Here is a 24,357-nt window from a genome sequence, read left to right on the forward strand (position 1 = left end):
AACTTTTACTTAATTATTATAATTTTTAACCATATTTTAACTGATTTTATCTATTCAAGATGATTTGTGGCCTCTTACACTAGGATCGATGGGGTGCCGCAAGGTATCGATCGCGGCGCACATTGTCCCGTTTAGCTCACAAGGAGGTCACAATTCTCATGGAGAGAACCCCCATTACGCGCTGGCTGCCGCACCTGGTAGCCACCGCCATCGTCCTGTGTGGCTTACTGGTAGGGACGCTGATCCATTTCTACGCCAACCAGATCGTACAGGCGGCCAAACCACACTACGTGATCAACCGGCCCGAGTATGTCTATGCTGGGGCGGTCAACAAAGACCGGACCTTCCCATGTCAGTCGACGAATCCGGCGACCTGCTTCGGGCCGAAGCAGATCCAGGCCGCCTATGAGATCGCCCCAGTCTTAGCCAAGGGGATCACTGGTAAGGGGCACACTATAGTGATCATCGACGCCTACCAGAGTCCGACGATCCGCCATGACCTGCACACCTTCGACACGCTCTTTGGTCTGCCGGACCCACCCAGTTTCACCATCGTGGCGCCCGAGGGCCTGCCACCCTTTAATCCTTTCGACAGCACGCAGGTCGGCTGGGCCGCCGAGATCAGCCTTGATGTCGAATGGGCCCACGCGATCGCTCCGGACGCGGCCATCACGCTGGTGCTGGCCAAGTCCAACCAGGACATCGATGTGCTGAACGCGACACGCTACGCGATCGAACATAACCTGGGTGACATCATCTCGCAGAGCTTTGGCGAGGGCGAGAGCTGTGTCGATCCGCAGCTTCTGAAGCAGGAGCATGAGCTGTTTGCTAAAGCGGTGGCGCAAGGTATCACGCTCTTCGCCGCTTCCGGTGATCAGGGCGCGGCCCAGTACACCTGCGATGGTAACTCCTACTTCCTGAGCGTCTCTTCGCCAGCGAGCGATCCGCTGGTCACGGCTGTCGGCGGAACGCTGCTGGCCGCGAACGGGACGACAGGTAGCTATCAGGGTGAAGAAGCCTGGGACGAACCCCAGTATCAGGCGGCCAGCGGTGGGGGCTTCAGCACAAGCTATCCTCGGCCAGACTATCAGAACGGGGTCGCCCAGATCGGCAGCTACCGGGGCCTGCCAGATGTAGCCTTCAATGCCGGTATCGATAGCGGCGTGCTGGTGGTCTGGAGTTCTTCAGGCGAGGGTGAGGACCTGGTCTTCCGCTTCGGCGGTACAAGCGCCGGTTCACCGCAATGGGCCGGTATTGCCGCCCTGGCGGCTCAGATGGCCGGTCGTCGCCTGGGCAACTTGAATCCGGCGCTCTATGCTATCGGGCGCTCGAATCTCTATACCCAGGCCTTCCATGACATTACCTCGGGCGACAATACCTTTGTCGGCCAAGATGGGCAGGGCAACGCCGTGGCGATCCAGGGCTATAGCGCTGGTCCCGGCTGGGACGCCGTGACCGGCCTGGGCACGCCACGCGTGGCGAAGCTGCTACCGCTGCTGATCCAGCCTCCTTCTTCCGCTCCGATGCGCCCTCTGTTTTCCAGGACAGCTTGAGTGCGCCGCCTCTGCCGCGCCGCGGCGAGCTCCTACCGCTGGCCGTCGCGGGCCGGCTGCGCCCGGTTCGGCAGGCGACTGTCCGATGCTGGTGCTGCTCCTTCATCTTTTAGAGGAGTAGCACCATTTCTTATTTATCAGAGATAAACTCAGCTTATTTCCTCCATATTGATCAGTCAGTGCTCATCTCTCTTTTTCCAGCCGAGCCACAGCAATGACCAACAGTTCCATATAGCGGAATTATTTTGACAGATAACAAACTAACAACTATCCTCTTTTCAGAGGATGCAGAGAGGCCAGAAGGTACCCCCCCAGAGGCGCGGCGAGGGTGGTCGTCCTTGCACGTTCAGACGCTTCTCGCGGCGCTGCGTACGAGCCTGCTGGGCTGCCTCTGGTAAGGGAGAAAGAAGCGGCCCCCTAGCTCCGAGGGCAGGCAAGGCGCTCGGAGGACCGGGCCGAACTTGCTTTTTTCATCCTATGCCCCTCTCGCCGATCTTTGCTCATCCGCTAGTGGAGAGGAAGATGATGTTCAGCTAGACTGCGCTACCGTCTTGGTTGTCCTGTTCGCCAGTATGTATGAGCAGGCAACGAGGTGGTGATCTATCGATGCTCACCAAGGTTTACATCGGGTTAACAGTCCTTCACGCAAGGCCGTTGGTATTCGCCTCCAGAGCACGGCAGCCAAGAAAAGAGGATGGTATGCGTACCCGCCCGCTTTGCCTTCCGGCTATGGTGGGGGCGCCAGTGGCAGTCCTGGCAAGCTGCGGCTGGGCGCTCACCACTCTACCCTGGTCCTTTTGGGAGTGGCCTGAGCGGCAGATCAGCACTCGTCTGACATCAGGCCTGATTATCGTAGGGCTGCTTACCGCTGCCCCTGGTGCTGGGGCCAGTCCGTGGTGGGAAAACACTCCGATTGTAGTGGCTCTGATTTCCTTAACGGGGGCCGTGCTGGCTGCAGCCATTCCTGCCGCCGTTAATCTCTATCTAGGACGGCTGCGCACCTCCCAGAGCGAAGAGGAGGCCAATGCCTGGCGTCAACGCCTCTCTTCCCGCTGCCTGCGCCAGGCACTTGAGCAGTACCGCGCCGGTCTGCGCAGTGACCCGCGCTTGACCCACCTCCAGATTCTTGATATGAATCTGCCCATCAATCTACTCGATCTTTACATCCGTGTGCGCCTGCATGAGGAGACGCGCCCGGGCTATCAGTTCGATGAGGAGCGCTACGGACGTTTGCTCAGCGGCGATTTGAGCGATCTCTGCCGGAATAGCCATCGCTATGGCGATAGCCAGGCATCCTCGACTCTTGACCCGGACGAGGCCGTCCGCCGCTACCGTCGCAGCGTGGTGCTCGGCGATCCCGGTGCCGGTAAGACGACACTGCTCAAGTATTTGGCCTTGCGCTCCCTCGCCGGTCAGCTTGAGGGGTTACCCGATCTCCCTATCTTTGTCGAGCTGAATACTCTCGTCTCGGCTAGCGCTACTCCTACTCCACACAATATTGATATTATCCAATTTGCAGCCAGAACATGGGAAGAACGCTATCGTATTCCTCGCTCTATAGCTCTAGCTTTGATGCATATGCGCTTACAAGAAGGCAGGGCGCTGCTTCTGCTCGATGCCCTTGATGAGACGCTGACCGGCCCCAGTAAGGAGGAAGCCGAGTCAACCTATCGGGCAGTTGTCATGATGATTGTGGAGCTAGCCACGCGCTACCCACAGGTGCCGATCGTCGTGACGGCTCGCAAGGCTGGCTACCATCAGCGCAGCCGTCTCACCAGCTTTCGCGAGCTGGAGGTACTCGACTTTCGTCCCGAAGATATTCGCCAGTTCATTCGGCGCTGGCTGGCCCTGACTGGCTCGCAGCTGCGCCCCGAGGCCGCCAATGACCTTATCTATCGTCTGGAGCGTAGCCCTCGCGTGCAGGCTCTGGCGGGTAACCCGTTGCTCCTCTCGTTGATCGTCCTGCTCTATGAAGAGCAGTTAGATCTACCTGATCGACGAGTAGAACTCTATCGGCGCTGCGTGGAGACTCTGCTGACCCGCTGGGACAGCAGCCGCGATATCCGCCGGCACAGCCAGTTTTTGCCGGAGCACAAGCTGCAGTTGCTTGAAGCTATTGCCTGGCATTTTCATCTGCGTGGTCAGCGCTATTTCCCAGAAGATGAGCTGCTGCAGGAAATCGCTCGCTTCCTGCCCACCATCGGTCTCAATGCCGAGCAGAGCCAGGCCATTTTCAGCGAGATCATTGGGCAGCACACCCTCCTAAAGGAGCAGGCCCGTGGTTGGTACGGTTTTTTACATCTCACGTTGCAAGAATATCTCACCGCTCTCTATGCGGTCGAACACGGTAAACTACTGGAGTTGATCAAGCACCGCGGTAATCCCTGGTGGGAAGAGGTCATTCTCCTCTATGCGGGGCGTGTGAGCGACATCAGCCCACTACTTCAGCATCTGCTTGGCAGCGGCGGGCGACGGCGCTCTAGCGATGACCTTTTCCATACCAATCTACTGCTGGCTGGGCGTTGCCTGGCCATGCGTCCGGCGATGCGTGAAAGCGGGCTGCGTCAGGAGGTGATCAGCCGGCTCTTTGCCTTACTGACAGCGACCCCCTATCCTCTTGACCGGCGTAACAGCGCAGAGGTTCTGGCAGAGATCGGCGGCGAGTGGGTCAATATGGGCCTGCTGCATTTGCTGGCCGATGAGGGCGTCGATGTTCTGGTGCGCGATGCCATTGCCGACGCTCTCGGCCGACTGGGCGAACGCTCGCTGGCCCTGCCGCTGGTGCATTTGCTGGTCGATGAGCAGCTCGATGCCTCGGTGCGCTACGCCATCGCCAATGCTCTGGGCCGCATGGGAGAGCGCACGATTGTCCCTCATCTACTGCGATTGCTTGCAGACGAGGGGATCGATCCTTCGGTGCGCTATGCTATCGCTCATGCTCTCGGCTATCTCGGCGAGCGCTCCATCGCGCCCGAACTGTTGCATCTCCTGACCGATGAGCGGGTTGATCCTTCGGTGCGGGATGCCATCGCGGCCACGCTGGGGCAGCTTGGCGAGCGCTCTGTAGCTCCGCAGCTGCTGGGACTGCTCTCCGACGACCACCTGCCGCTCTCGCTGCGCCATACTCTGGTAGCGGCCCTGGGACAGCTTGGCGAGCGCTCCGTAGCTCCGCAGCTGCTACGCTTACTTGCCAGCGAGCGCTTTCCGCTGCCGCTGCGCCACGCTATTGCAGCCGCCCTGGCCCGCTTAGGCGAGCGCAGTGTGATTCCGCAGCTCTCCAGCCTGCTTGAAAATGAATATGTTGATCGTTCGGTGCGCCATGCCATCGCGGTCGCACTGGGCTATTTAGGCGAGCGTGCGGTGATCCCTCTGCTGCTTGAGCTGCTGGCTAATGAGGAGGTTGAGCTGCCGGTCCGCGAGGCCATCGCGGGAGCTTTAGGACATCTAGGGGAACGTTGGGTCGTTCCGCACTTGCTGAGACTGCTGGCTGATCGGCGGCGCGGCTCCTGGATGCGGGAGGCGATCGCGCGTACGCTAGGCAACCTGGGAGAGCGTAGCGTCGGTCCTTACTTACTGGCCCTGCTGAGTGATGAAGAGATCGAGCTGCCAGTACGCTGCACGATCGCGCATACGCTTGGTCAATTGGGCGAGCGCTCGATTGTGCCTCAGTTACTGCATCTGCTCTGTCGTGAGGAGGAAGACAAGTATCTGCGCCGCGCCCTGGCGGAGGCTCTTGGGCAGCTCGCCCAAGATCAGGAGACTCTGCAGACGTTGACCGGTCTGCTGCAGGACGGAGAGATCGCCGATGCTGTCTACGAGGCGCTCTGGAAGATCAGCCGGCGTCTGGGCGTGCGCCTGGTGCCCGGTCAGGGCTGTGTCCGTATTGAGGCCATTCCCTGAAGGCAGGGCCGCCGGGCCAACCAGGCTTTTCCCTACATGGTACTTACTGGATCGATATCGACGTGCCAGCCGGGAGGAATAGAGAGGGCGCGGAGCAAGGGGCGCAGGTCTGGACCACGCGCGATCATTTGCCAGCGGAATTCGTCGCGGATGCGCTCCATGACTGCAGGGGCAGGGCCTACAATATCGGTCTCCTCTAATCCCAGCTCAGCGATTGCGCGATCGAGCTGCTCGCGTAGCAGCAGAGCCTCATTCTGAGCCTGGCGCCGGTTATGATGGCTATAGGTGAATTTGACGAACTGGCGGAAAGGAGGATAGCCATAGCGCTGACGCAGCGCAATCTCAGCCGCGTAGAATTCATGGTAGGCGTGGCGCGAGGCAGTTTCGATGGCAAAATGCTCCGGGTTGAAGGTCTGAATAATGACCAGGCCTGACTCGCTGCCGCGCCCGGCCCGGCCTGCAACCTGAGTGAGGAGAGTAAAGGCGCGCTCGCTGGCGGCGAAATCCGGCAGCATGAGCGCGATGTCGGCGGCAACTACGCCTACCAGAGTCACCCCAGGCAGATCGAGGCCCTTGGCAATCATCTGAGTGCCGATCAGAATATCGGCCTCGTGGTTGGCAAAACGATCCAATAGCTCTTCATGGGCGCGGCGGGTGCGCGCCGTATCCCGATCCCAGCGCAGCAGCCGGGCTTGAGGAAAGGCTTGCTGAATGGCCTGCTCCACCTTCTCCGTGCCGATGCCGAAGTAGCGCAAGCCGTGGCTGTCGCAGTGGGGGCAGCGTGTCAAGACAGGGTGCCGGCCATTGCAATAGTGGCAGAGGAGCATGCGCTCAGTCGCGTGATAGGTCAGCGGTACATCGCAGTGCTCGCACATAGCCACGTAGCCACATTCGCGACAGAGCACGCAGCTCGCCGCTCCGCGGCGGTTGAGGTAGAGAATGGCTTGTTGGCGCTGGGCAAGGACGCGCTCTAATTCGCTGTGCAGGCGCCGACTGAGAATACTGGTGTTGCCGGCATGCAGTTCGCTGCGCAGGTCGACGACCTCCACCGGCGGTAGAGGGGCCCCGATGCGTTCGGGAAGCTCCAGGAGCTGATAGGCTCCCTGCTGAGCACGATAGAAGCTGGTGACGGAAGGGGTAGCGCTGCCGAGGACCACGGGAATACCAAGGAGGCGCCCGAGAGCGCAGGCGACGTCGCGCGCATGGTAGGTCGGTCGGCGTTCCTCCTGCTTGTAGGCCGTTTCATGCTCTTCATCGAGAATGATGAGACCCAGGTCGGGTAAAGGCACGAAGAGAGCGGAGCGCGAGCCAAGCACGACATCGACCTGACCAGCGCGGATGCGCCGCCATTCGTCATAGCGCTCGCCTGGGCTGAGGGCACTGTGAATAATAGCTACTCTGCCGGGGAAGCGCCCGGCAATACGCTGGACAGCCTGAGCTGTGATGGCAATCTCGGGGACAAGCACTAGGCCCCTTTTGCCCTGAGCAATGAGAGCCGCCAGGGCCTGCAGGTAGACCTCAGTTTTGCCGCTACCGGTGACGCCGTGCAACAGTAGGGGCTTCTGAGCGGCTTCGGGGGCCAGAATTGCACGGAGAGCGGCCTCCTGAGCGGGAGTCAGCGGCAGTGGAGAGCTAGGGACAATGGGGCGATCCCGCAATGGGTCACGTCGCACTTCTACGTTTTCCTCAATGGCGAGGACGCCCTCGGCGACGAGCTGCTGTAATTGGGCCTGGGTGAGTCCGCTGGCGCGCGCCAGACGGCTCGGCGTCCAGAGTACATCGGGGGGGCTGTGCTCTAATAAGTCGATGGCCGCCAGAGCACGTAAGGCGCGTAGCGTCTGCGCATTGTGTTGGGCCTGCTCTGCCGCGCTGGGAGCTCTGGCGGCAGATCCCTCCACTTGAAGAGAGAGCGGAGAGCGCGGACCCCGGCGCAGAGCAGAGGAGGGGTGCAACAGCTCCAGGGCGTTGCTCAGCCCAGCATCAGGAGCTGTCTGCTGGGGCAGAGAGGCCTCCAGATGACGTTTCCAGGCAGCCAGTTTCTCGCCGTGCAGGCACAACCGAACAACACGCTGCCGCCGCGGGCGCAGGCGTGGCTCCTCCAGACGCGGCACCCGCTCGATCAGGCCACTGGCCACCGCTTCCTTCAGCAAGGCGCGGGCGCGCGCCGGGCCTAGCATGTTCCGCAGGCGGGCAACATCGATCTCTCCTTCATCGAGCAAGAGACCGATCAGCGCCTGGAGTGGCAGCGAGGCCGTTGCCTGTGGCTCCCTATTGGCCAGGGTCAGGACAGCACGCGACCCCTGCAGTAGGCCGGGCGGGAGCATGAGCTGAACAACCAGCGCGAGCGAGGTCACATAGTAGTCGGCCATCCACTCCGCCAGGGCACGCTGATGGGGCAAGAGCACTGGCTGCACATCAAGTAAGGCCTGTAACGGACGCAGGGTTTCCAGGAGGCTATGCTCACAGGTCTCCCGCAGTTGCCAGATGATGCCTTCAACCAGGCGTTCACCATAAGGCACGGCCACCAACTGACCTGGCTGAAGTTGCCCGGCCAGCTCTGTCGGTACCTCATAGGTTAACAGAGGCCGCTCACCCTGCCAACTGGCGGCCACGGTCAGGACTTCCGCAAACACTAGCGCCTCCCGAATTCGCGTTCTAGAGCGGCAGCGCTAAAATGGATGGTTGTCGGTCGGCCATGACAGCAACTAAAGGGTGCGCGCGTCTGGGCGAGCTGCTCGATCAGCTCCCGCATCTCGCTGCTGGTTAGAAAATAGTTGGCTTTAATGGCCGCCTTGCAGGCGATGTTAGCAAGGGCGTGCTCCTCCCAGGTCTGGCTATAGCCATCGTGCTCGGGAGCGGTCAGCTCGCGGAGCAGCTCCTGCAGGGAACGCGCGCTAAGCTGTTTGGCGAGGACCGAGGGCACGGCGCGCGCGAGCACCTGCCCATGATCAACGATCTCCAGCTCGAAGCCAAGGTCACGCAGTCCCTCAAGGTGCTCTTCGAGGGCCTCTAACTCGGCAGGCGAAAGGTCAAGGCGCAAAGGAGTCAGGAGCATCTGCGCCAGCGAGGTCCGTTCCTGACGCGCAGCTAGCATGCGCTCCAGAATAATGCGCTCATGGGCAGCATGCTGATCAATCAGATAGAGGCCATCGCGTCCTTCGGCAACAATGTAGCTTTGGAGCAATTGCCCAATGACACGCAGCTCAGGAAAATTACTGTGCGCCTGACGAAGACCAGACTGAGCGTCCATTGAGGCTGGACCTGCGAGCGGAGGAGCTGCCGCTGGGCCGGCTCTCTCTCCTTCGTCGGACGCTGGGGAGGCAGAGGAAACGGCTGGCGCAGAGGGATCTGTCCGCAACAAGGGCGCGCCCTGCTGCGGACGCCTATGGCTCTGCCACAGACGCGACTGCCGCGCTGCCCGGGCTCTGCCTTCTTCCTCGCTCACTGTCAGCCAGGGATTGTCAAGAGGAAAAGCATGGCGCAGACCGGGGCCAGCGCTGCTCTCGCCCTCAACCTCTTGCTCAAGGGCAGGGCTTGCTTGCGTAGGCGCTTCCCCTTGTTCTTGCCCGATCACGGTCGGCGCGAGAGGTATTGTCTGCTCTTCGCCTGTGGAGGGCCGCTCCGTGGCAGTCGGATGCGCTACCATTCCCAGCGAAGTCGCTGGCACGTCGAGAGGGCGGGAGCTGGTGCTCGCAGCAGTGGGCGCCGCGGAGCGTTGCGGTTGAGCCGGTTGCCAGCTTGGAGCCTCCGCCTCTTCGAGCAGAGCGCGCCGCACAGCCCGCATCAGCTCGGCGTAAATCCGGCGCTCGCGTAGGAAGCGAATCTCCGTCTTAGCCGGGTGAACATTGACATCGATCTGCGACGGGTCCACCTGGATATTGATGACCGCCAGCGGATGACGCCCGCTGAGCAGCAGAGTCCGATAGGCCTCTTCGACGGCAGCAATGAGTAGGCGGCTATGCACCCAGCGACGATTAACAAAGAAGGAAAGATACTGGCGTGTGCTTTTATAACACGTGGGCCGGCTGACATAGCCACTGATCAGCGGGCGCTCGGGATCATCGTCCGCTGAGCTGCTGAGCGGCACCATCTGCCGGGCTACCGCCGGGCCATACATCTGCACCAGTACCGTAGCCAGTTGCCCATCGCCCGGCGTCGTAAAGACCTCGCGCCCCTCGCTGGTAACGGTAAAGCGGATCTCGGGATAGGCAAGGGCATACTGCTGGAGTAAATGCAAGCAGTGACTCACCTCTGTCTGGCGGCTTTTCAGAAATTTCAGGCGGGCTGGCACGGCGCTGAACAGATTGCGCACGGTGACAATGGTGCCTTCGGGCGAGGCCGCCGAACTCACTGACGAAATCTGACCATTGCAGGCGCTGACCTGGGCGCTGTGTGCCGCCCCGCGCGGACGGCTGATCAAGACTACCTCTGCCACTGCGGCAATGCTCGCCAGCGCCTCACCTCGAAACCCTAGCGAGCGAATGCGCTCCAGGTCCTCAATAGTGCTGACCTTACTCGTAGCATGACGCGCCAGGGCTAACGGCAGCTCCTCAGCCGGGATACCGCAGCCGTTGTCGCTGACCCGTATCAGTTGTAAACCGCCATGAATGAGATCAACTCGGATCTGCGTGGCGCCAGCATCAATGCTATTCTCAATTAATTCCTTTACGACCGAGGCGGGGCGCTCTACCACCTCGCCAGCGGCGATCTTGGCTGCGACCTCCGGGGCCAGTTGGCGAATCGGCATAGGGCAGACTCTTCCTTCGCTGCTGAAGCGAGTAGGGAGAAACGCAGTGCTCCCGCCCCCGCTCCACGTCTTCTTTTCCAGTCTCAGCTAGAGAGGCAGACAGACTACATCTGCCATCGCTCTCCCTGCCCCCACTCTCGCAGGCTTCGCTACGCGAGAGTGAAGAACGATTGTTCGTACTTGACTGATTATACCATAGGGCAGCGCCGGGCGCGGCTCACTATCCAGGTTTTGTCCTCGGCAGACAGCGGGTTCGTCTGCTGCTCTCCCCCGTATGGATCTCAGGCTGCGCTAGCCTTTTTGGGTCTCAACTGTCCCTGGTCTTTCTCCGATCACCTCTTCTGGAAAAGATATAACTATTTATATATGTCTGATATAGATAAAAGATGTATCAATCGTAATTTTAACGGAATTTTAATGGCCGAGGTCGGAGGGGCGTGCTATAGTTAGGTGAGGAGCGGTGTGTAGCTATTGAGAGGGTCCAAGGAAGGAAGAATGTACGAGCCTCAACGATGGCATGAATTCCTGAGCAGTATCGAAGACAATCCTCAAGAGCAAATGCGCTTGTTAGAAGCAGCAGGCATTTCCTCCACTACTCTGGCGCGCTGGGTCTCTGGCGAAGAAGCTCCTTGCCCGTATGCTCTCTACCGTCTCTTTTGCGCATTACCACAGCATCATCAAGGGTTATTAGAACAGGTGGCGCGGGAATTCGCTCTATTGAGCCGCGGAGACCAGAGCGCGGCCCACTGTAGTGAAGCTCAGGAGATCGCTCCTGTCTTTTACGACCGCGTTCTGAATGCTGCGCTGAAGGTGCCGGAGCCGTTACGCACATGGGTAGTCAGCAACCTGGTGCTCCAGCAAGCCAGCATTCATCTTGATCCGCGGCGGCAGGGCTTGAGCCTGCTCATAGTGCGCTGCATGCCGCCCTCGCGCGGTGGGCGCGTGCGCAGCCTGCGCATTGCGCTGACCAACGACAGCCGACGCTGGCAGCTCAGTTCACAGGGCGAAGCCTGCTTCTATGGCCGCGAATCCCTGGCCGGTCACGCAGTCTCTATCGCCCGCACTGTCATCTTTCAGACGCCGGCGCAAGCCTCGCTCGTGATCCCGACTCCAGGAGTAGACCCTCTGGCGCAAGACGAGGCTCTCGTTGCTGTCGCCTGCCCGATTGTTCGGGCGCGCCGCGTTGCTGGCTGTTTGCTGGCGGTGAGCAGTCAGCCGCAACTGCTGTCTCAGGAGCGGCTCTCTCTTCTGCACAAGTACACGAATCTGCTGCTCCTTGCCTTTGAACCTGATGAATTCTACCCTGTTGAACTTATTCAGCTCTACCGATTACCGCCGCTGGAGGTACAAAAGCCTTTGCTGGCCAGCTTACGTCGTCGCACGGCCCAGCTCATGAGCGAGGCAACGCGCCGGCGTCATCCCCTGGACATCAGCCAGGCCGAAGCCCTTGTCTGGCGTCAGCTTGAAGAGGAGTTACTGGCCCTGGTCGCTTCTGCCGACGAGGAGAGCGACGAGCAGTAAGCCGCTCCCAGGAAGCTGCGAGGGCTGTGGTGCACCCCTCGCGGCCCTGCCTCTCCCTTCCTGCAGTTGACCCATCCCGCTCGCCTTCACCACAGCGAACTTACTGTCGCTCCTAGCATCGTCTCAGAGGCCCGTATCCATCCTGCCTTCATTGCCACTCCGGCCAACAGCCACTTTCCCCGACTGCTGTGCCCATGATGACAATTTATGATACACTATGATCGGTCCTGCTCCTTCTCTGGATGCCAGGCAAGGTCTGACGTCTATCTCAGTAGAGAGCATGCAGCCTTTCCCTCTCCAACAGCCCGGTCCCAGCGTAGCCGAGAGCCGGCATCACTGGCGACGAGGTGAGCTGATTGGTCAGTCAGACCAGCGCTTCCAGCCGTGCCGCTGGGCAGCTAGGTCAGAGAGTGGGACACGCCGATGCGAACCAAGCGTTGCCGTCATTGTCATAAACTGGTACCTGCTCACGCCCACACTTGCCGTTACTGTGGGTATCCTTTTGCGCCGTTGACTGCGCCGAAGGCAGGGCGCAGACAGCTCCGGCGCTCTATTCCCCCGGCTTCGCCCCAGCCGATTGGGTATCATGCCGGACTACATCCCGAGGATCAGCCCTATCTCTCCAGTCCCTTTTCGACACCGCCCTCCCCGACCAGAGAGCAACCCGCGCCCCACGGGCCAGCCGACCTGACACCGCAGACAGGCCGCCCCGAGCCGCAGCCGATGCTCCTGCAGGCTCAGGAGGTCCTGCCTCCGCTGACACAGAGTCAGCGCGGAGGCCATGCCCATGCAAGTCAGGCTGAGGCGCATTTACCCCTCCAGCTTCAGAGACAGCGCCATCCGCTGTTACGCTTCTTATTGGCGCTATTTCTCATAGTGCTGACAGTCAGTTTGATCCTTACGTATCTGTTTTTCTCGCGTCGTTGGTCAGCAGCAACGTTTACGCCTTCGCTGACTGTGATTCCCCGTCAGTTGCATGTCTATGAGAGTCTGACGCTCGTGGGCAAGGGATTTGGCGCGGGTGATCAGCTGAGCCTGCAGCGTGATGGCGCTATTCCACTGCGTGATGCCCACGGCCAGCCATTGCATCTGCGAGCTAACGAGATCGGCGCTTTTGCTCTTCAGATGACCGTTACTCCTGATTGGCAACCAGGAGAGCATCAGCTTTTTGTGGTGGATGAAACGCAGTTGCTGAGCATCTCAACGACGATTACGGTGCTGTCGCCGGTGACAACGCCGCCGCTGCTGAAGCTTTCGGACTATACGGTCGATCTGGGAGAGGATCTTCCAGGAACAACGACAAGGCTGGCGATTACTTTGCTCAACGCTGGCGGTGGCCAGTTGAGCTGGCAGGCGAACAGTGATCGTCCCTGGCTGAGGGTGGACCCGGCGCGCGGCAGCTTTATCGGGAGCGAGGTGGTCACGCTGATAGCTCAGCGTGGGGAGCTGGCGGCTGGCAAGTATACCGCCCATGTGACCTTTACCCAACAGTCGGACGGAGCGGGCAAGTCGGCGCAGCTCCTGACCGTCACTATGACGGTTTTGGGACCGGTGACCAGGCTGAGCAGCCTGAGCATTGCGCCCGCTAGCTTGAGCTATACGGTGAGCAGCGAGACGCATGCTCCGTTAGAACAGGCGATCGTCCTTCAGAACCATAGTCAGCAGGCGCTTGATTGGAGCAGTAGCGTCAGTACGAGCGCGGGCGGGGAGTGGCTGCAGGTAACGCCGGCCAGTGGTCACCTGGCAGCAGGAGCCAGCGTCACGCTGAGCGTGACGGTCTCGCCGGCGGCTTTGCCCGCGGGAGACTATCGGGGGACAATCCTCTTTCAAAATGCAGGCGCTTCGGGAGAAGGGTCGCAGCTAACGGTGGGGCTGCATGTTGTCGCTCCAGGTCGACTGACAGTGGCTCCCTCTGCCCTGAGCTTTACAACGACGCAGGGGCAGAATCCACCACCCCAAGTGCTGACGCTCTCCAACAGTGGTGGCCTCGCGGTGGGCTGGTCGCTGACAAGCAGCACAAGCGACAATGGGCACTGGCTGGGTGCCATGCCAGCGACAGGCACGCTGGCACCCGGGGCCCGTGCCACCGTAACGGTGCAGATTGACGCAACCGCACTGGACCCGGGAGCCTATCAGGGTCACCTTACCTTTAGCGTTGGCTCGGACAAGCAGGAAATTAGCGTTACCTTAACGGTCAAAGCGCCAGCTTTGCCAACGATTACGGTCACGCCCACACTTCTTATCTTCGATGTGCCGCATGGTAGTACGCCGGAGGCGCAGACTGTGACCATTGGCAATGATGGAAAGGCGCCATTGAACTGGACCATCAGCGTTGATCAGAGTAATCCGCCCTTGAAGATCACACCGGCCAATGGCGGCCCGCTGGCCCCGGGACAGAGCGAGACTGTTAGCATTCTTCCCCTGCTCTCGCAGGTGCCGGCCAATACCTCGCTTACCCTGACGTTGACCGTAGCAGAGCGCGATCCTGATCTTGCCTCCCTGGTTCCTTCAGAGCAGATCCTTGTTCTCATTGCGGTAATTTGAGCACAGGCCGACGCCGCTGGCGAGTCCAGACGCAGATCAGACGGCTTACGCCCTGCCACTCTCTGCCCTTGCTAGCCCTGGTGCTCTATGCTACACTCTCACCAGGCACAGCAGCAACAGGCCTTTCGCGCCTCTGAGCGGCTGACTGTCGGTCAGAAGCCAGCGCATTCGGGGAAAATCAAGACTGGTCAGGCAGGCCAGAGATAGGTAAGGGGAGGTGAAAGACCAGGCGCGGCGCGATCTGAGCTTGCTACGCCTGGCAGCTCTCGCCTATAATTCGCTTCCGGCAGGCCTGGCCGGAGCGCCGTAGGCCTGCTCTGCTGACTGGCTGGCTGGTCCCTGCAAGGGAGCATCTAAAGAGAGCCAGCACCATTCCTGCGGAGGAATTTACCGTGCCAACGATTACGTTTGTGCGTGAGAAGATCAAGGTTGAGGTTCCTGAAGGCGATAATGTGCGCTATCCGGCGCTTGAGCATGATGTCCCTGTGTACTGCGGTCTGTGGAAATTCGCTAACTGCCACGGCAATGGTCTCTGTGGCACGGACCGCGTAGCAGTTTACCCTGCCAGCAATACGAACGAGTTGACTTTCATGGAAAAGTTCTGGCTGCGCAACGATCTCAAGAAGAACCCGAATCTGCGCCTGGCCTGTCAGGTGCGTGTCTATGGCGATGTGAATGTCGAGACGCTGTGCAAGAGGCGCGGAGAGGAAGCCTAGCTTTCGGCAGAGGTAGAGAAGGAGCGGGGCAGCTCGCGCGTTTCTGGCCGCCCTTGTCTCCTTTCTCCTTTTTTGGCGCTATTCATGGCGGGAATAGCATGCCCACCCACCTATTCACGCCATAGGGATGCTCTGTCCTTCTCGCTAGGGCCGGACAACAAAGTAGAGGCGGATAGCGAGCTGAGGCGGCTTCCCTGTATCGTTCCAGTAGAGTTCGACCATACCTTCAAGAGGCTGAGTGAAGCGCATCATGGAGACGCCGGTCCAGGAGCCGCCTTTAGGGTCTGGGGTGTTTTTCGAGAGCACCTGATAGAGGAGGCCGTTGGTATACCACTTGACTGTGACCGTGCCGGCTTTTTTAGCATGGACGCTGTAGGTCAAGTAGATGGTCTGACCTGGTTTAAAGACCTGGCTGGGCTGGAGAGCAATGCCAGTTTTAGGGTCGACGCTGGGCGCCGTTGTTGCTGAGCTAATGACTCCATAGGCCGGTCCATTTTCGCTCGGCTTGGGATCGGGCAGGTTAGGTATCGGTGTGGCCTGCAGGCTGGGGGGGGCCATACCCATGAGCTGCCCCAGGAAAGCCAGCTTACCGGTCACTTTGGCGTAATAGGCTGCACCACTGCACAGCAACAGCATGACAATTATAAAGCTGAGGAAGCCGCTGATCGCGCGATAGCGCGGGATCACAGGTCGCGGCTTTGTGTACATCGGCGGAATATAGAGCGCCTCTTCCTCAGTGGGGATGCCAGCAATGGGAGGGCCTGGCACCTGCTGGCTCAGGGGCAGGAGCGCGCCAGTGTTGACCCCTTGGGCCTGCGGGATGAGGATCAGCGATTGTGTGGAAGGATTGGCCGGGTCCTGATAGAGGACAGGCAACATGGCCATCGTCTGCTGACCCTGTCCCTGGCCTTGAGCCTGGAGCGGATCATGGAAACCGGTCTGCTGCCCCTGGCCGTTGCTCCCGTTAAGGGGGGCAGCGGGAAACTGTTGCTGGCTCGGAGGGAAAGGCTCCTGGGGCACGGCCTCGCCGGTTCCCGACAGCGGTGATTGGCTCTGACTCCCAAAAGGCACAGTGGCAGTTCCTGAACCGCTCAGGCCCGCGTAGCTAAAGCCTGGACTGCTCAACGCCGGATAGCTGACATCCGAGCCTGTAGCAGCGCTGGCCCCTGGATAATTGACTCCCGAGCCTGGCCCCGGCTGTCCCGCCTGGCCTGACTGCTGATAGGCCTGATAGCTCGACAGTGATTGTGCCTGCCACTCTGTCCCTGTGCCAGACCCAGAGGGAGCCGCAAAGGAGGAGCCAAGCGGCGGCATAGCGACTGTCGTATGGCCACTGCCTGTGGAGAAGATGCCGCTGCCAGGATTGCCGCTGACACCATTAGCCGGCCAGGCCGACGCTGGTCCGCCGCAATAGGGACAGGGACCCTCACCCTCCGGTCGGTACGTATTACAGTGGACACAGAGCATCATCACAATCACCTTCGCTATTTACCGGAAGTTATTTATCGAGCATTGATCTCCTTTCTGACAGTAGCATTGTTGCCTGATGCGGTCAAGAGAGAGCGGGCGCTTTAGGGCAAAATGGCTATTTCCAACGTATACAAATTTGTTTCAAAGTGTCTCTTGAGGAGAGGCCGCCGGCCCAGCGTTCCCTTGCAGCGTTCAACGTCGCCATGATAGCATTACGGTGATGTAGCAAGGCCAAGCCAATTGAGGCCGCTTTCGCCGACGTTAGCAGCCTTGCTAGTCGTTCGTTCCCCCTATCGCACGCATACAGCTCGTTGGTCTTGATCTGACTGCCTGCTGAGTGATGCCTATGGCAGAGTCACAGGAGCGATGGTATCAGCGCCAGGCTATTGAGCATCTGGCGCAGCATATTCCTTTTGAGCAAGATGTTGCCTCAAAGGCGGAGCAGATCGAGATGCTCCGCGGCCTGGTTCTGCGTCATGGCCGCGAGATGGACCCCGAGCAATTCGGCTTTGAGGCTCGCTGCGAGCTGATTCGTCTGGGTCTGTGGGATCGCATTGGGCCTGGTCCGCGGCCCGAGGACCCAGATGGCGACGAGCTATTTTGATGTCTGATTCCAGCACGCGGCAGAGAGAGGAGCAGAGAGCGCGATGACAACAACGGCAGGGAATGCGACCATTGTGATTACTGGCTGCTCTAGCGGCTTCGGGCGCATCACGGCCCTGCATTTGGCGCGCCGTGGCTGGCAGGTCTTTGCCACGGTGCGGCGCGAGACCGATGCGGAGCAACTGCTGGCAGAGGCCAAGACGGTGGGAATCGCTGACCGTTTGAGGCCTTTGCTGTGTGATATTACGGATGCGGCCCAGGTGAAGGCGTTGGGCGAGCGAGTGGCTGAAGCAACGCCCCAGTTGAAGGCGCTGCTGAACAACGCTGGTACGGCCTTCGCCGGCCCGCTGGAGCTGATTGATCTCGATGACCTGCGCGCGCAGTTTGAGATCAATACGATTGCCCATATTGGGGTGACACAGGCGCTGTTACCCCTACTGAAGGCAGCGCGGGGGACGATTATCAATGTGAGCAGCGTCAATGGCCGTATTCCGTTGCCGGCTCTTGGTCCTTATGGAGCAAGCAAGTTTGCCTTGGAGGCCCTGAGCGACAGCCTGCGCATCGAGCTGGCGCCTTTTGGAGTGCGGGTGGTCCTGATCGAGCCGACTTCCAGCCCGACGGGAATTTGGCGCACGAGCATGGAGCGGGCGCGCAGCAAGCTGGAGCAGTATCGCGGCCAGGGCAGCCCTTATGAGCGTTTGCTAACGGTGATGGAAAAGAGCGCGATGCGCCTGGCTGCTGGTAAGGGAGGTTTTCCGCCGGAGCTCTTCGCCCAGACGGTTGAGAAGATTCTGAACAGTTCTCGACCGCGTACACGCTACGCTGTTCCCCCGAGCATGGCCTGGGCGATGCGTTTGCGCTACTGGCTGCCTGACCGCTTTTGGGACTGGCAGATTCGCCGCTCGCTGCGCTGGTAGGCAGGAGAGAGCGCGGCGACCCACAGCCACCCGAGCCTGCCAGGCAGAGCTAGAGCTATGGGCGCCTGGGCGCCCTCTCAGGTGCTGCCGACCAAGCTGCTCATGTGGCAGTCAGTTCTTTGCTCGGGCTTTTTCGCCGACCGAGGCCAACGGGTCTGACAAGTGCAGGGCCGCTCTGGCGCTGCTTGGTGGTGAGGTGAGGCAAGGGAGCCAGAGCGGCTCTTCTTGTGCTATCATAGGGGGCAGGAAAGCTTAGCAGGACAGCCGATGCTGATGCTTTACCATGTTAGCGATCTTGTCATTGGTTACAGGGGGCGCTGATGCTCAGAGATACATTGCTGTATCTGTCGCAGCATGATGGGCTGCGTAACTTTGCGTTGTCGAATCGGGCAGCGCGCAATTTCTCGCACCGCTTTGTGGCCGGCGAGCAGTTGAGCGATTGCATCGCGGTGACGCGCGCGCTCAATCAGCAAGGGTTGAGTGTGGCGCTGGATCACCTGGGGGAGAATGTGACGGATGAGCGCGAAGCTCGGGCGGCAACGGAGGACTATGTCCGCGCTCTGGAATGCATTAAGGAAAGCGGTCTGGATGCCAATATCTCGATCAAGTTGACGGCGCTGGGCCTGGATATTGCTCAGGAGCTATGTGAGGAGAATCTGCGCCGTCTTTTGAGCGAGGCCGCCCGCCTGGGGATCTTTGTCTGTATCGATATGGAAAGCTCGGCTTATACCGAGCGGACGATTGATTTGACGTTGCGCCTGCATCGCGAGTTTGAGCAGGTCGGGACGGTGATCCAGGCCTATCTGTATCGCAGTAAGGATGATTTGGAGCGCTTGCTGCAAGCAGGAGTCCGAGTGCGTTTGGTGAAGGGGGCTTATAAGGAGCCGCCGAGCCTGGCCTTTCCGCAGAAGGCCGAGGTCGATGCCAATTATGTGCGCTTGATGGGAATGTTGCTGGCGCGCGGGAATTTCCCAGCCATCGCGACTCATGATGAGGCCATGATTACGGCGGCCTGCCGGTTTGCGCGTGATCACGGGATCAGCCGCGATGCGTTTGAGTTCCAGATGCTTTATGGCATCCGGCGCGACCTGCAGGAACGGCTAGCCCGTGGGGGCTATCACGTGCGGGTCTATGTGCCCTATGGCTCGCAGTGGTACCCGTATCTGATGCGTCGCCTGGCGGAACGTCCGGCGAATTTGATGTTTGTGCTGAGCAACCTCTGGCGCTGAGTGTTCCTTTGGAGGTCAGCGCCTGGCGCTTTTTTCAGGGAAGTGAGGGGTGAGCACTGATGACGACCAAGCTGGTGGTGGCGGTGCCAGTGGCAGATGTGCGGCGGGAACCGGACGCGGCTTCGGAGCTGGTGACACAAGCCCTGCTGAATCGTGAGGTCCTGGTCGATGGGGAGCAAGGTGAGTGGCTGCATGGTCAGCTCTCGGACTATAGTGGCTGGCTGCGCAGCGCCGATTTGGAGGAGCCGATTGTGACGGGCTTCTGTCGGGTTGGCGAGGGCTGTGGGACGGCGCTGCCGCTGGTGGCGGTGGTGCAGAGGCCGCGGACGCAGCTTTTTGCGGCGGCTGAGGGCCCGGTGTCGCTGGGACCGGTCTATTTGTCGACGGTACTGCCGCTGACCGATCTGCGTTTTGCCTCGCGGGTGGAGGTGGCCTTGCCGGGTGAGCGCCGTGCCTGGTTGGAGCGCACGGCGGTGGCAGTGCACCTGGCGCACGAGGCTTTTCCGCGCCGTCCGCTCAGGGTGGCGCTGGAGTATGCCTGCGAGCTTTTGGGAACTCCCTATCTGTGGGGCGGGACGACTTGCGAGGGGATCGATTGTAGTGGCCTGGTGCAGCTCTGTTATCGCATGGCAGGCTATCTGTTGCCGCGCGATGCGGATCAGCAGTATGCGTTTTTGCAGTGCTCGGTACCGCTCGCGGAGCTGCGCGCTGGGGATTTGGTCTTTTTTGGACGTGAGCGGATCACGCATGTGGCAATGGCGTTGGATGGGAGGCGCTTCGTGCATGCGGAAGGCGTGGAGTACAATCGGGTGGTGATCAATAGCTTGCGGCCAGGCGACGAGGACTATAACGAGCGGCTGGCAAGTTGTGTATGGGGTGTGAAACGGGTGGTGACGGCGGAGGAGGGCCCAGAGGGACCTCCCGACCAGGCTTGAGTGAGGGAGTGGTAGGTCTGCTGCTCCCTCAATCGCTCCGCACTCGCTCTCGCTCACCAGTCCCACCGCTATCTGAGCAACTCGTCCCACCTCCGGGAGCATGCCCGGGGCCGGGGCACAGCGGGCGAGACAACGCACAGCAGATGCGAGCGCAAAGCAGGCGTCTGCCAATGATCCCTCACTTCCTCTACGAAACGAAACGCCTATCGCAAGCAGCAAGTAGCCCACAGAAAGATCAGCGCCGCCTTGGTCTCAGCCGCCGTTATAGCCGATCGGATCGATCACCCGCCTCGCGCCTGGAGCTTTATCCTACCAAATTCCTCACAGCATCTATTTAGCACAAGAACGACCAGCCTCAATGAATTGCTCTAGAAAAAACTGCCGGCTAATACCGTATTCAACGGGTATATTGAAAACGGGCAGAAGAAACAAATAGAGAGGGAAAGTGACTATGAGCTTTGACAAAAAAGCGGGGCCGAGAGGAATCGAACCTCCGACACGCGACTTAGGAGGTCGCTGCTCTATCCACTGAGCTACGGCCCCATCCTCCTTGACACAAAGAAGCGACTATTTAATTCGATAGCCCATACTGGTCAGAAGCAAAGGCGCCCAGTCTGCCGGCTATCAGGCCAGGGGCAGACTGGTTTCATCCTAGCATGCTCTTGGGGTCCTGTCAAGTGCCAGGAGCGGCGTAAGCAGCATCGGCCAGAGAAGGCAGTCGCTATCAAACCGAACAGCGCCAGCCACCTTGGAGGCCAGCCCACTCGATTTGACAGTCGCTCTTGGCAGGGGCTATCATGCTAGAAAAAAGGACATCTGAGGCCTCTATTCACGCGGAGGAAGAGAGCATGACAGACTCCATCACCGTCGGGCGGGACATCTTCCACACCCATCGCCTGAGCAACGGCCTGCAGATTGTAGGTCAAAGCATGCCCGACTTTGAATCGGTCTCCATCGCCTACTACGTGCGCACTGGCTCGCGCGACGAGCATGATCCTGCCATCGAGGGCGTCTCACACTTTCTCGAACACATGGTTTTTAAAGGCACCCAACACCTCGACTGGCAGCAGATTACCCTTGAATTCAACAAAATCGGGGCTGAGCTAAACGCCTTCACCTCGCACGAGGCCACCATGTACTTCGCGCGCGTCCTCAGCGAATACAGCGAGCGGGCTCTTGAACTGCTCAGCGACATGATGTATCCACGCCTGGCCGAAAGCGATTTCGAAACCGAAAAAGAAGTCATCATCAACGAAATTGCCCGCTCCGAAGACCAGCCCTACAACCTGGCCTTCCGCCGCCTGGCCCAAACCTATTTTAGCGGCCATCCGCTTGGGCACGACGTCCTTGGCTCGCGCGAAAGCATCCGCAACATGCGCATCGAACAAATGCGCGACTACTGGCAGCGCCGCTACGGCGCCAATAACATGATCCTGGCCGTCGCCGGTAACTTCGACTGGGAGCGCTTCGTCGCGCGCGCCGAACAGCTCTGCAGCGACTGGCGCACCGGCGAGAGCGGGCGCGAGCTTCGGCCTTTCGAACCGGCCCAATCGATCAATAACATCATCGTCGACCCCCGTCTCAAGCAGCAAATTATCCTCCTGGCCATGCCCTGCGTCGGCATCCAGGACCCTGACTACTACGCTGCTGCCCTCGGCGGAAGCATCCTCGGGGATACCGACGGCTCGCGCATCTACTGGAATATCCATCAGAAGGGCCTGGCTGAATCAGCCAGCGCTGGCATCTGGGCCCTCGAAGATACAGGCCTGCTCCTGCTCGAAGCCAACTCCACCCCTGAAGAGGCCCCGCACGTCTTGCGCCTCCTGCGCGCCGAGCTTGACAGCCTCCTTGAAGACGGCGTCCTTGAAGACGAGCTGAGGCGCGCCAAAGACAAATGGATCAGCAGCATCGTGCTCAGCAGCGAATCCACCTTCACGCGCATGCGCACCCTGGCCTCTGACTGGGCCACTGAAGGCCGCCTGATCAGCATCGACGAAGAAATCGAACGCGTTGAGCGCGTCACAGCAGAGGACATCATGCGCACCCTGCGGCGCTTCCCCCTGCGCGAAAAACAAGTCCTGGTCGCCCTCGGTCCCCTGAACGAAGAACAGCTTCTTGGCTAACAGGAGCCAGGAGCGCGAGCGGCGGCATCAGAGCCAGCCAGCCAGCCGGGCAGCCCCAAGGCCTACCCGCCTCCGCGAGGCAATCGCTCTGATCAACAAGGGGAGAGGAAGCGCGCAGAGGAGAGCGAAGCAGAACAGAAGAAGCCCAGGATTAAGAGCAGAGAAACTCAGACTCAGTAAGGGAGCCGGGCCAGCTTATAGCCCACATCCGGCACCGTAAGAATATAGCGCGGATGACGCGGGTCCGGCTCAATCTTGCGCCGCAGGCGGCTAATATAGACCCACACAAAATCAATCTCGCGATTATACTCCGGCCCCCAAACTTTTTCTAGCAGCAACTCATGCGTCATTACCATGCCAACATGCTGGGCCAGCGTTGTGAGCAAGCGATACTCTGTACGGCTCAACTGCACCGGCTGACCGGCCACAAAGACCTGATGCTGAGCATAATCGATCACCAGATCACCCGTTCGGAAGACCGGCTGATGCTTCTGCTCTGCTCCCTCCGGGCCGCGTCGGCGCAAGCGGCAGCGCACCCGCGCCAGCAGCTCCCGCAAGTTGAACGGCTTATAGACCAAATCGTCTGCCCCAGCATCGAGGAGGCGCACCCCCTCTTCATCATGGCCAGCGGGGCAAAGAGCAATCACCGGTATCTCCGAAAACTCACGCAGGCGGCGCAGCAGCTCCAGAGCCGTAATATCAGCCAGGTTAGCCAGCAAGATCAGATCAGGCACCTGCAAATCGAGCAAGCGGAAAAACTGAGCACTATGCGACGCCACCTGCACTTGACAGCCCTGCTCCTCCAAATGAGCGCGCAGGTAGCGAGCAATACGGGCATCCTGCTCAGCCAGCAAAACAGAAGCCAGGCGCTCGCGGCGCAGCGTCACCGCAGCCGAGGTCGAGGCGCTGCCCGCAGCCAGAGCCGGAGCCGCCTCTGCCGTGGCCATTACAGCGGGCAGCTCACCCGTCGTCTGCAGCGGCAACGTAAACGAGAAGGTCGCCCCCTGGCCCGGGCCAGGCGAATCGGCCCAAATACGTCCCCCATGTGCCTCAATCGTTGCCCGCGCCACGGCCAGCCCCAAACCGCTGCCCTCCTCCTCGCCCTCGGCCTCCTCTCGCGGCAAGCGGTAGAAGCGCTGAAAGATATGCTCCAAATGCTCCCGAGGAATCCCAATACCCTGATCAGCAATACTCACGCGCAGCTCTGCCCCTTCCACCTCCACCTCAAGGCGAATCGTTCCCCCACCTGGCGAGTAGCGGACCGCATTATCCAGCAAATGATTGAGCACCTGCTCTATGCGCAGAGGATCACAGGGAACAGGAGGCAAGGCAGGAGGCACGCGGAGAATGAAGCGATGGCCGGGCGCCGAGCGCTCGCGCTGCTCCACCAGGCGCCGCAGCAATTCCTCAAACTGCACCTGAGCCAGACGCAGCGTCTGCGTTCCACTATCAAGCCGCCACACATCCAACAGCGTATTCAGAATCTCATGCAAACGATCGGCCTGAGCATCGATCATCTCCAGCATCTCGCGTTGGACAGCCGGGTCCCAGCGCCGCGACGAGCCAAGCAGCGTTGTCGCACAGCCCTTAATAATCGCGAGCGGCGTCTTTAGCTCATGAGCCGCCAGAGCCAGCGCCTCAGAACGCGCCTGAGCGGCCTCACGCTCCAGTGTAATATCATCCAGTAGGAGGCCTCGCCCGAGCAAGTGGCCAGCATCCCCATAGACAGGGAAACTCCGCACACGCAACCAGCGGACCGCCGCATCGAGCAAAGCCAGATCCGTCGCTGCTTCCTGCTCGGGATGCTCCCACAGGCGATCTAACTCCTCACGCGCCCGCAGAGGATCAGCAGCCCGTGCCAACAAACGCGCCCGGATATCCACCGCCGCACCGGCAGTCAGCTCCGCCTCCTGGCACCCAAGCAAGACACAGGCCCGACTATTCGCACAGGCCAGCCGCTCACGCTGGTTCAAGAGCAAAAAGCCACTGCGCAGATTCTCGGTCACAGCTCTCAGAATCGCCTGTGCATTCGGAGGCATCATTGCAGTAGGAGCCGATGCCCAGGGGAGAGAGGCATCAGAAGCCGTGCAGGCGGGGAA

At 60.2% G+C, this 24,357-nt stretch carries 14 protein-coding genes and 1 tRNA gene; 10 read left to right on the forward strand and 5 right to left on the reverse strand.

Translation table 11 applies throughout. The annotated features are described in order from the left end of the window. The first annotated feature begins 158 nt into the window (after window positions 1-158). Complete coding sequence (locus tag AC6H1L_RS10955) at window positions 159-1,553, forward strand: S53 family peptidase (RefSeq protein ID WP_497597551.1); 1,395 nt, start codon at window positions 159-161, stop codon at window positions 1,551-1,553. Window positions 1,554-2,252: 699 nt separating this feature from the next. Beyond that, window positions 2,253-5,453, forward strand: a complete 3,201-nt coding sequence (locus AC6H1L_RS10960; RefSeq protein ID WP_497597552.1) for a HEAT repeat domain-containing protein — start codon at window positions 2,253-2,255, stop codon at window positions 5,451-5,453. Between the two features lie 32 nt (window positions 5,454-5,485). Here AC6H1L_RS10960 and priA read toward each other — a convergent pair whose 3' ends face one another. After that, window positions 5,486-8,086 carry a primosomal protein N' gene (gene priA / locus AC6H1L_RS10965; RefSeq protein WP_497597553.1) on the reverse strand — a complete coding sequence of 867 codons (2,601 nt, stop codon included), beginning with the start codon at window positions 8,084-8,086 and terminating at the stop codon, window positions 5,486-5,488. Beyond that, on the reverse strand, window positions 8,086-10,200 hold the full coding sequence (mutL, locus tag AC6H1L_RS10970) for a DNA mismatch repair endonuclease MutL (protein ID WP_497597554.1): 2,115 nt from the start codon (window positions 10,198-10,200) through the stop codon (window positions 8,086-8,088). The genes priA and mutL overlap by 1 nt, the downstream gene beginning before the upstream one ends. A gap of 495 nt (window positions 10,201-10,695) precedes the next feature. Here mutL and AC6H1L_RS10975 point away from each other — a divergent pair, with 495 nt between their 5' ends. From AC6H1L_RS10975 to AC6H1L_RS10985, 3 genes are all read left to right on the forward strand, one after another. After that, window positions 10,696-11,721 carry a hypothetical protein gene (locus AC6H1L_RS10975; protein WP_497597555.1) on the forward strand — a complete coding sequence of 342 codons (1,026 nt, stop codon included), beginning with the start codon at window positions 10,696-10,698 and terminating at the stop codon, window positions 11,719-11,721. 423 nt (window positions 11,722-12,144) lie between these two features. Then, complete coding sequence (locus AC6H1L_RS10980; RefSeq protein WP_497597556.1) at window positions 12,145-14,265, forward strand: BACON domain-containing protein; 2,121 nt, start codon at window positions 12,145-12,147, stop codon at window positions 14,263-14,265. A 392-nt stretch (window positions 14,266-14,657) separates the two neighbouring features. Continuing rightward, a complete protein-coding gene (locus AC6H1L_RS10985; RefSeq protein WP_497597557.1) occupies window positions 14,658-14,981 on the forward strand; it encodes a 2Fe-2S iron-sulfur cluster-binding protein in 324 nt (107 codons plus the stop codon). A 144-nt stretch (window positions 14,982-15,125) separates the two neighbouring features. Here AC6H1L_RS10985 and AC6H1L_RS10990 read toward each other — a convergent pair whose 3' ends face one another. Then, complete coding sequence (locus AC6H1L_RS10990; protein ID WP_497597558.1) at window positions 15,126-16,451, reverse strand: hypothetical protein; 1,326 nt, start codon at window positions 16,449-16,451, stop codon at window positions 15,126-15,128. Between the two features lie 346 nt (window positions 16,452-16,797). Here AC6H1L_RS10990 and AC6H1L_RS10995 point away from each other — a divergent pair, with 346 nt between their 5' ends. The 4 genes from AC6H1L_RS10995 (at window position 16,798) to AC6H1L_RS11010 (ending at window position 20,135) form a co-directional block, all read left to right on the forward strand. Further along, the gene (locus tag AC6H1L_RS10995; RefSeq protein WP_497597559.1) at window positions 16,798-17,055 is read left to right on the forward strand and encodes a hypothetical protein; all 258 of its coding nucleotides are present in this window, start codon (window positions 16,798-16,800) and stop codon (window positions 17,053-17,055) included. A 43-nt stretch (window positions 17,056-17,098) separates the two neighbouring features. Continuing rightward, the gene (locus tag AC6H1L_RS11000; RefSeq protein WP_497597560.1) at window positions 17,099-17,971 is read left to right on the forward strand and encodes an SDR family NAD(P)-dependent oxidoreductase; all 873 of its coding nucleotides are present in this window, start codon (window positions 17,099-17,101) and stop codon (window positions 17,969-17,971) included. Between the two features lie 320 nt (window positions 17,972-18,291). Next, on the forward strand, window positions 18,292-19,200 hold the full coding sequence (locus AC6H1L_RS11005) for a proline dehydrogenase family protein (protein WP_497597561.1): 909 nt from the start codon (window positions 18,292-18,294) through the stop codon (window positions 19,198-19,200). Between the two features lie 59 nt (window positions 19,201-19,259). Continuing rightward, complete coding sequence (locus AC6H1L_RS11010) at window positions 19,260-20,135, forward strand: C40 family peptidase (protein WP_497597562.1); 876 nt, start codon at window positions 19,260-19,262, stop codon at window positions 20,133-20,135. Between the two features lie 470 nt (window positions 20,136-20,605). Here AC6H1L_RS11010 and AC6H1L_RS11015 read toward each other — a convergent pair. Further along, window positions 20,606-20,678, reverse strand: a tRNA-Arg gene (locus AC6H1L_RS11015). A gap of 305 nt (window positions 20,679-20,983) precedes the next feature. On the opposite strand from AC6H1L_RS11015, the gene AC6H1L_RS11020 reads away from it, so the two are divergent. Next, window positions 20,984-22,258, forward strand: coding sequence for a M16 family metallopeptidase (locus tag AC6H1L_RS11020; RefSeq protein ID WP_497597563.1), 1,275 nt, complete (start codon window positions 20,984-20,986; stop codon window positions 22,256-22,258). Window positions 22,259-22,431: 173 nt separating this feature from the next. Here AC6H1L_RS11020 and AC6H1L_RS11025 read toward each other — a convergent pair whose 3' ends face one another. Further along, complete coding sequence (locus AC6H1L_RS11025) at window positions 22,432-24,264, reverse strand: ATP-binding response regulator (RefSeq protein ID WP_497597564.1); 1,833 nt, start codon at window positions 24,262-24,264, stop codon at window positions 22,432-22,434. Between the last annotated feature and the right edge of the window lie 93 nt (window positions 24,265-24,357).

The sequence above is a fragment of the Thermogemmatispora argillosa genome (assembly GCF_059696725.1).

Excerpts from the sequence above, each read along its gene's own strand:
- AC6H1L_RS10955 (WP_497597551.1), top strand. The coding sequence starts at position 159 with ATGGAGAGAACCCCCATTACGCGCTGGCTGCCGCACCTGGTAGCCACC.
- AC6H1L_RS10960 (WP_497597552.1), top strand. The coding sequence starts at position 2,253 with ATGCGTACCCGCCCGCTTTGCCTTCCGGCTATGGTGGGGGCGCCAGTG.
- mutL (WP_497597554.1), bottom strand. The coding sequence starts at position 10,200 with ATGCCGATTCGCCAACTGGCCCCGGAGGTCGCAGCCAAGATCGCCGCT.
- AC6H1L_RS10975 (WP_497597555.1), top strand. The coding sequence starts at position 10,696 with ATGTACGAGCCTCAACGATGGCATGAATTCCTGAGCAGTATCGAAGAC.
- AC6H1L_RS10980 (WP_497597556.1), top strand. The coding sequence starts at position 12,145 with ATGCGAACCAAGCGTTGCCGTCATTGTCATAAACTGGTACCTGCTCAC.
- AC6H1L_RS10990 (WP_497597558.1), bottom strand. The coding sequence starts at position 16,451 with ATGATGCTCTGTGTCCACTGTAATACGTACCGACCGGAGGGTGAGGGT.
- AC6H1L_RS10995 (WP_497597559.1), top strand. The coding sequence starts at position 16,798 with ATGGCAGAGTCACAGGAGCGATGGTATCAGCGCCAGGCTATTGAGCAT.
- AC6H1L_RS11000 (WP_497597560.1), top strand. The coding sequence starts at position 17,099 with ATGACAACAACGGCAGGGAATGCGACCATTGTGATTACTGGCTGCTCT.
- AC6H1L_RS11005 (WP_497597561.1), top strand. The coding sequence starts at position 18,292 with ATGCTCAGAGATACATTGCTGTATCTGTCGCAGCATGATGGGCTGCGT.
- AC6H1L_RS11010 (WP_497597562.1), top strand. The coding sequence starts at position 19,260 with ATGACGACCAAGCTGGTGGTGGCGGTGCCAGTGGCAGATGTGCGGCGG.
- AC6H1L_RS11020 (WP_497597563.1), top strand. The coding sequence starts at position 20,984 with ATGACAGACTCCATCACCGTCGGGCGGGACATCTTCCACACCCATCGC.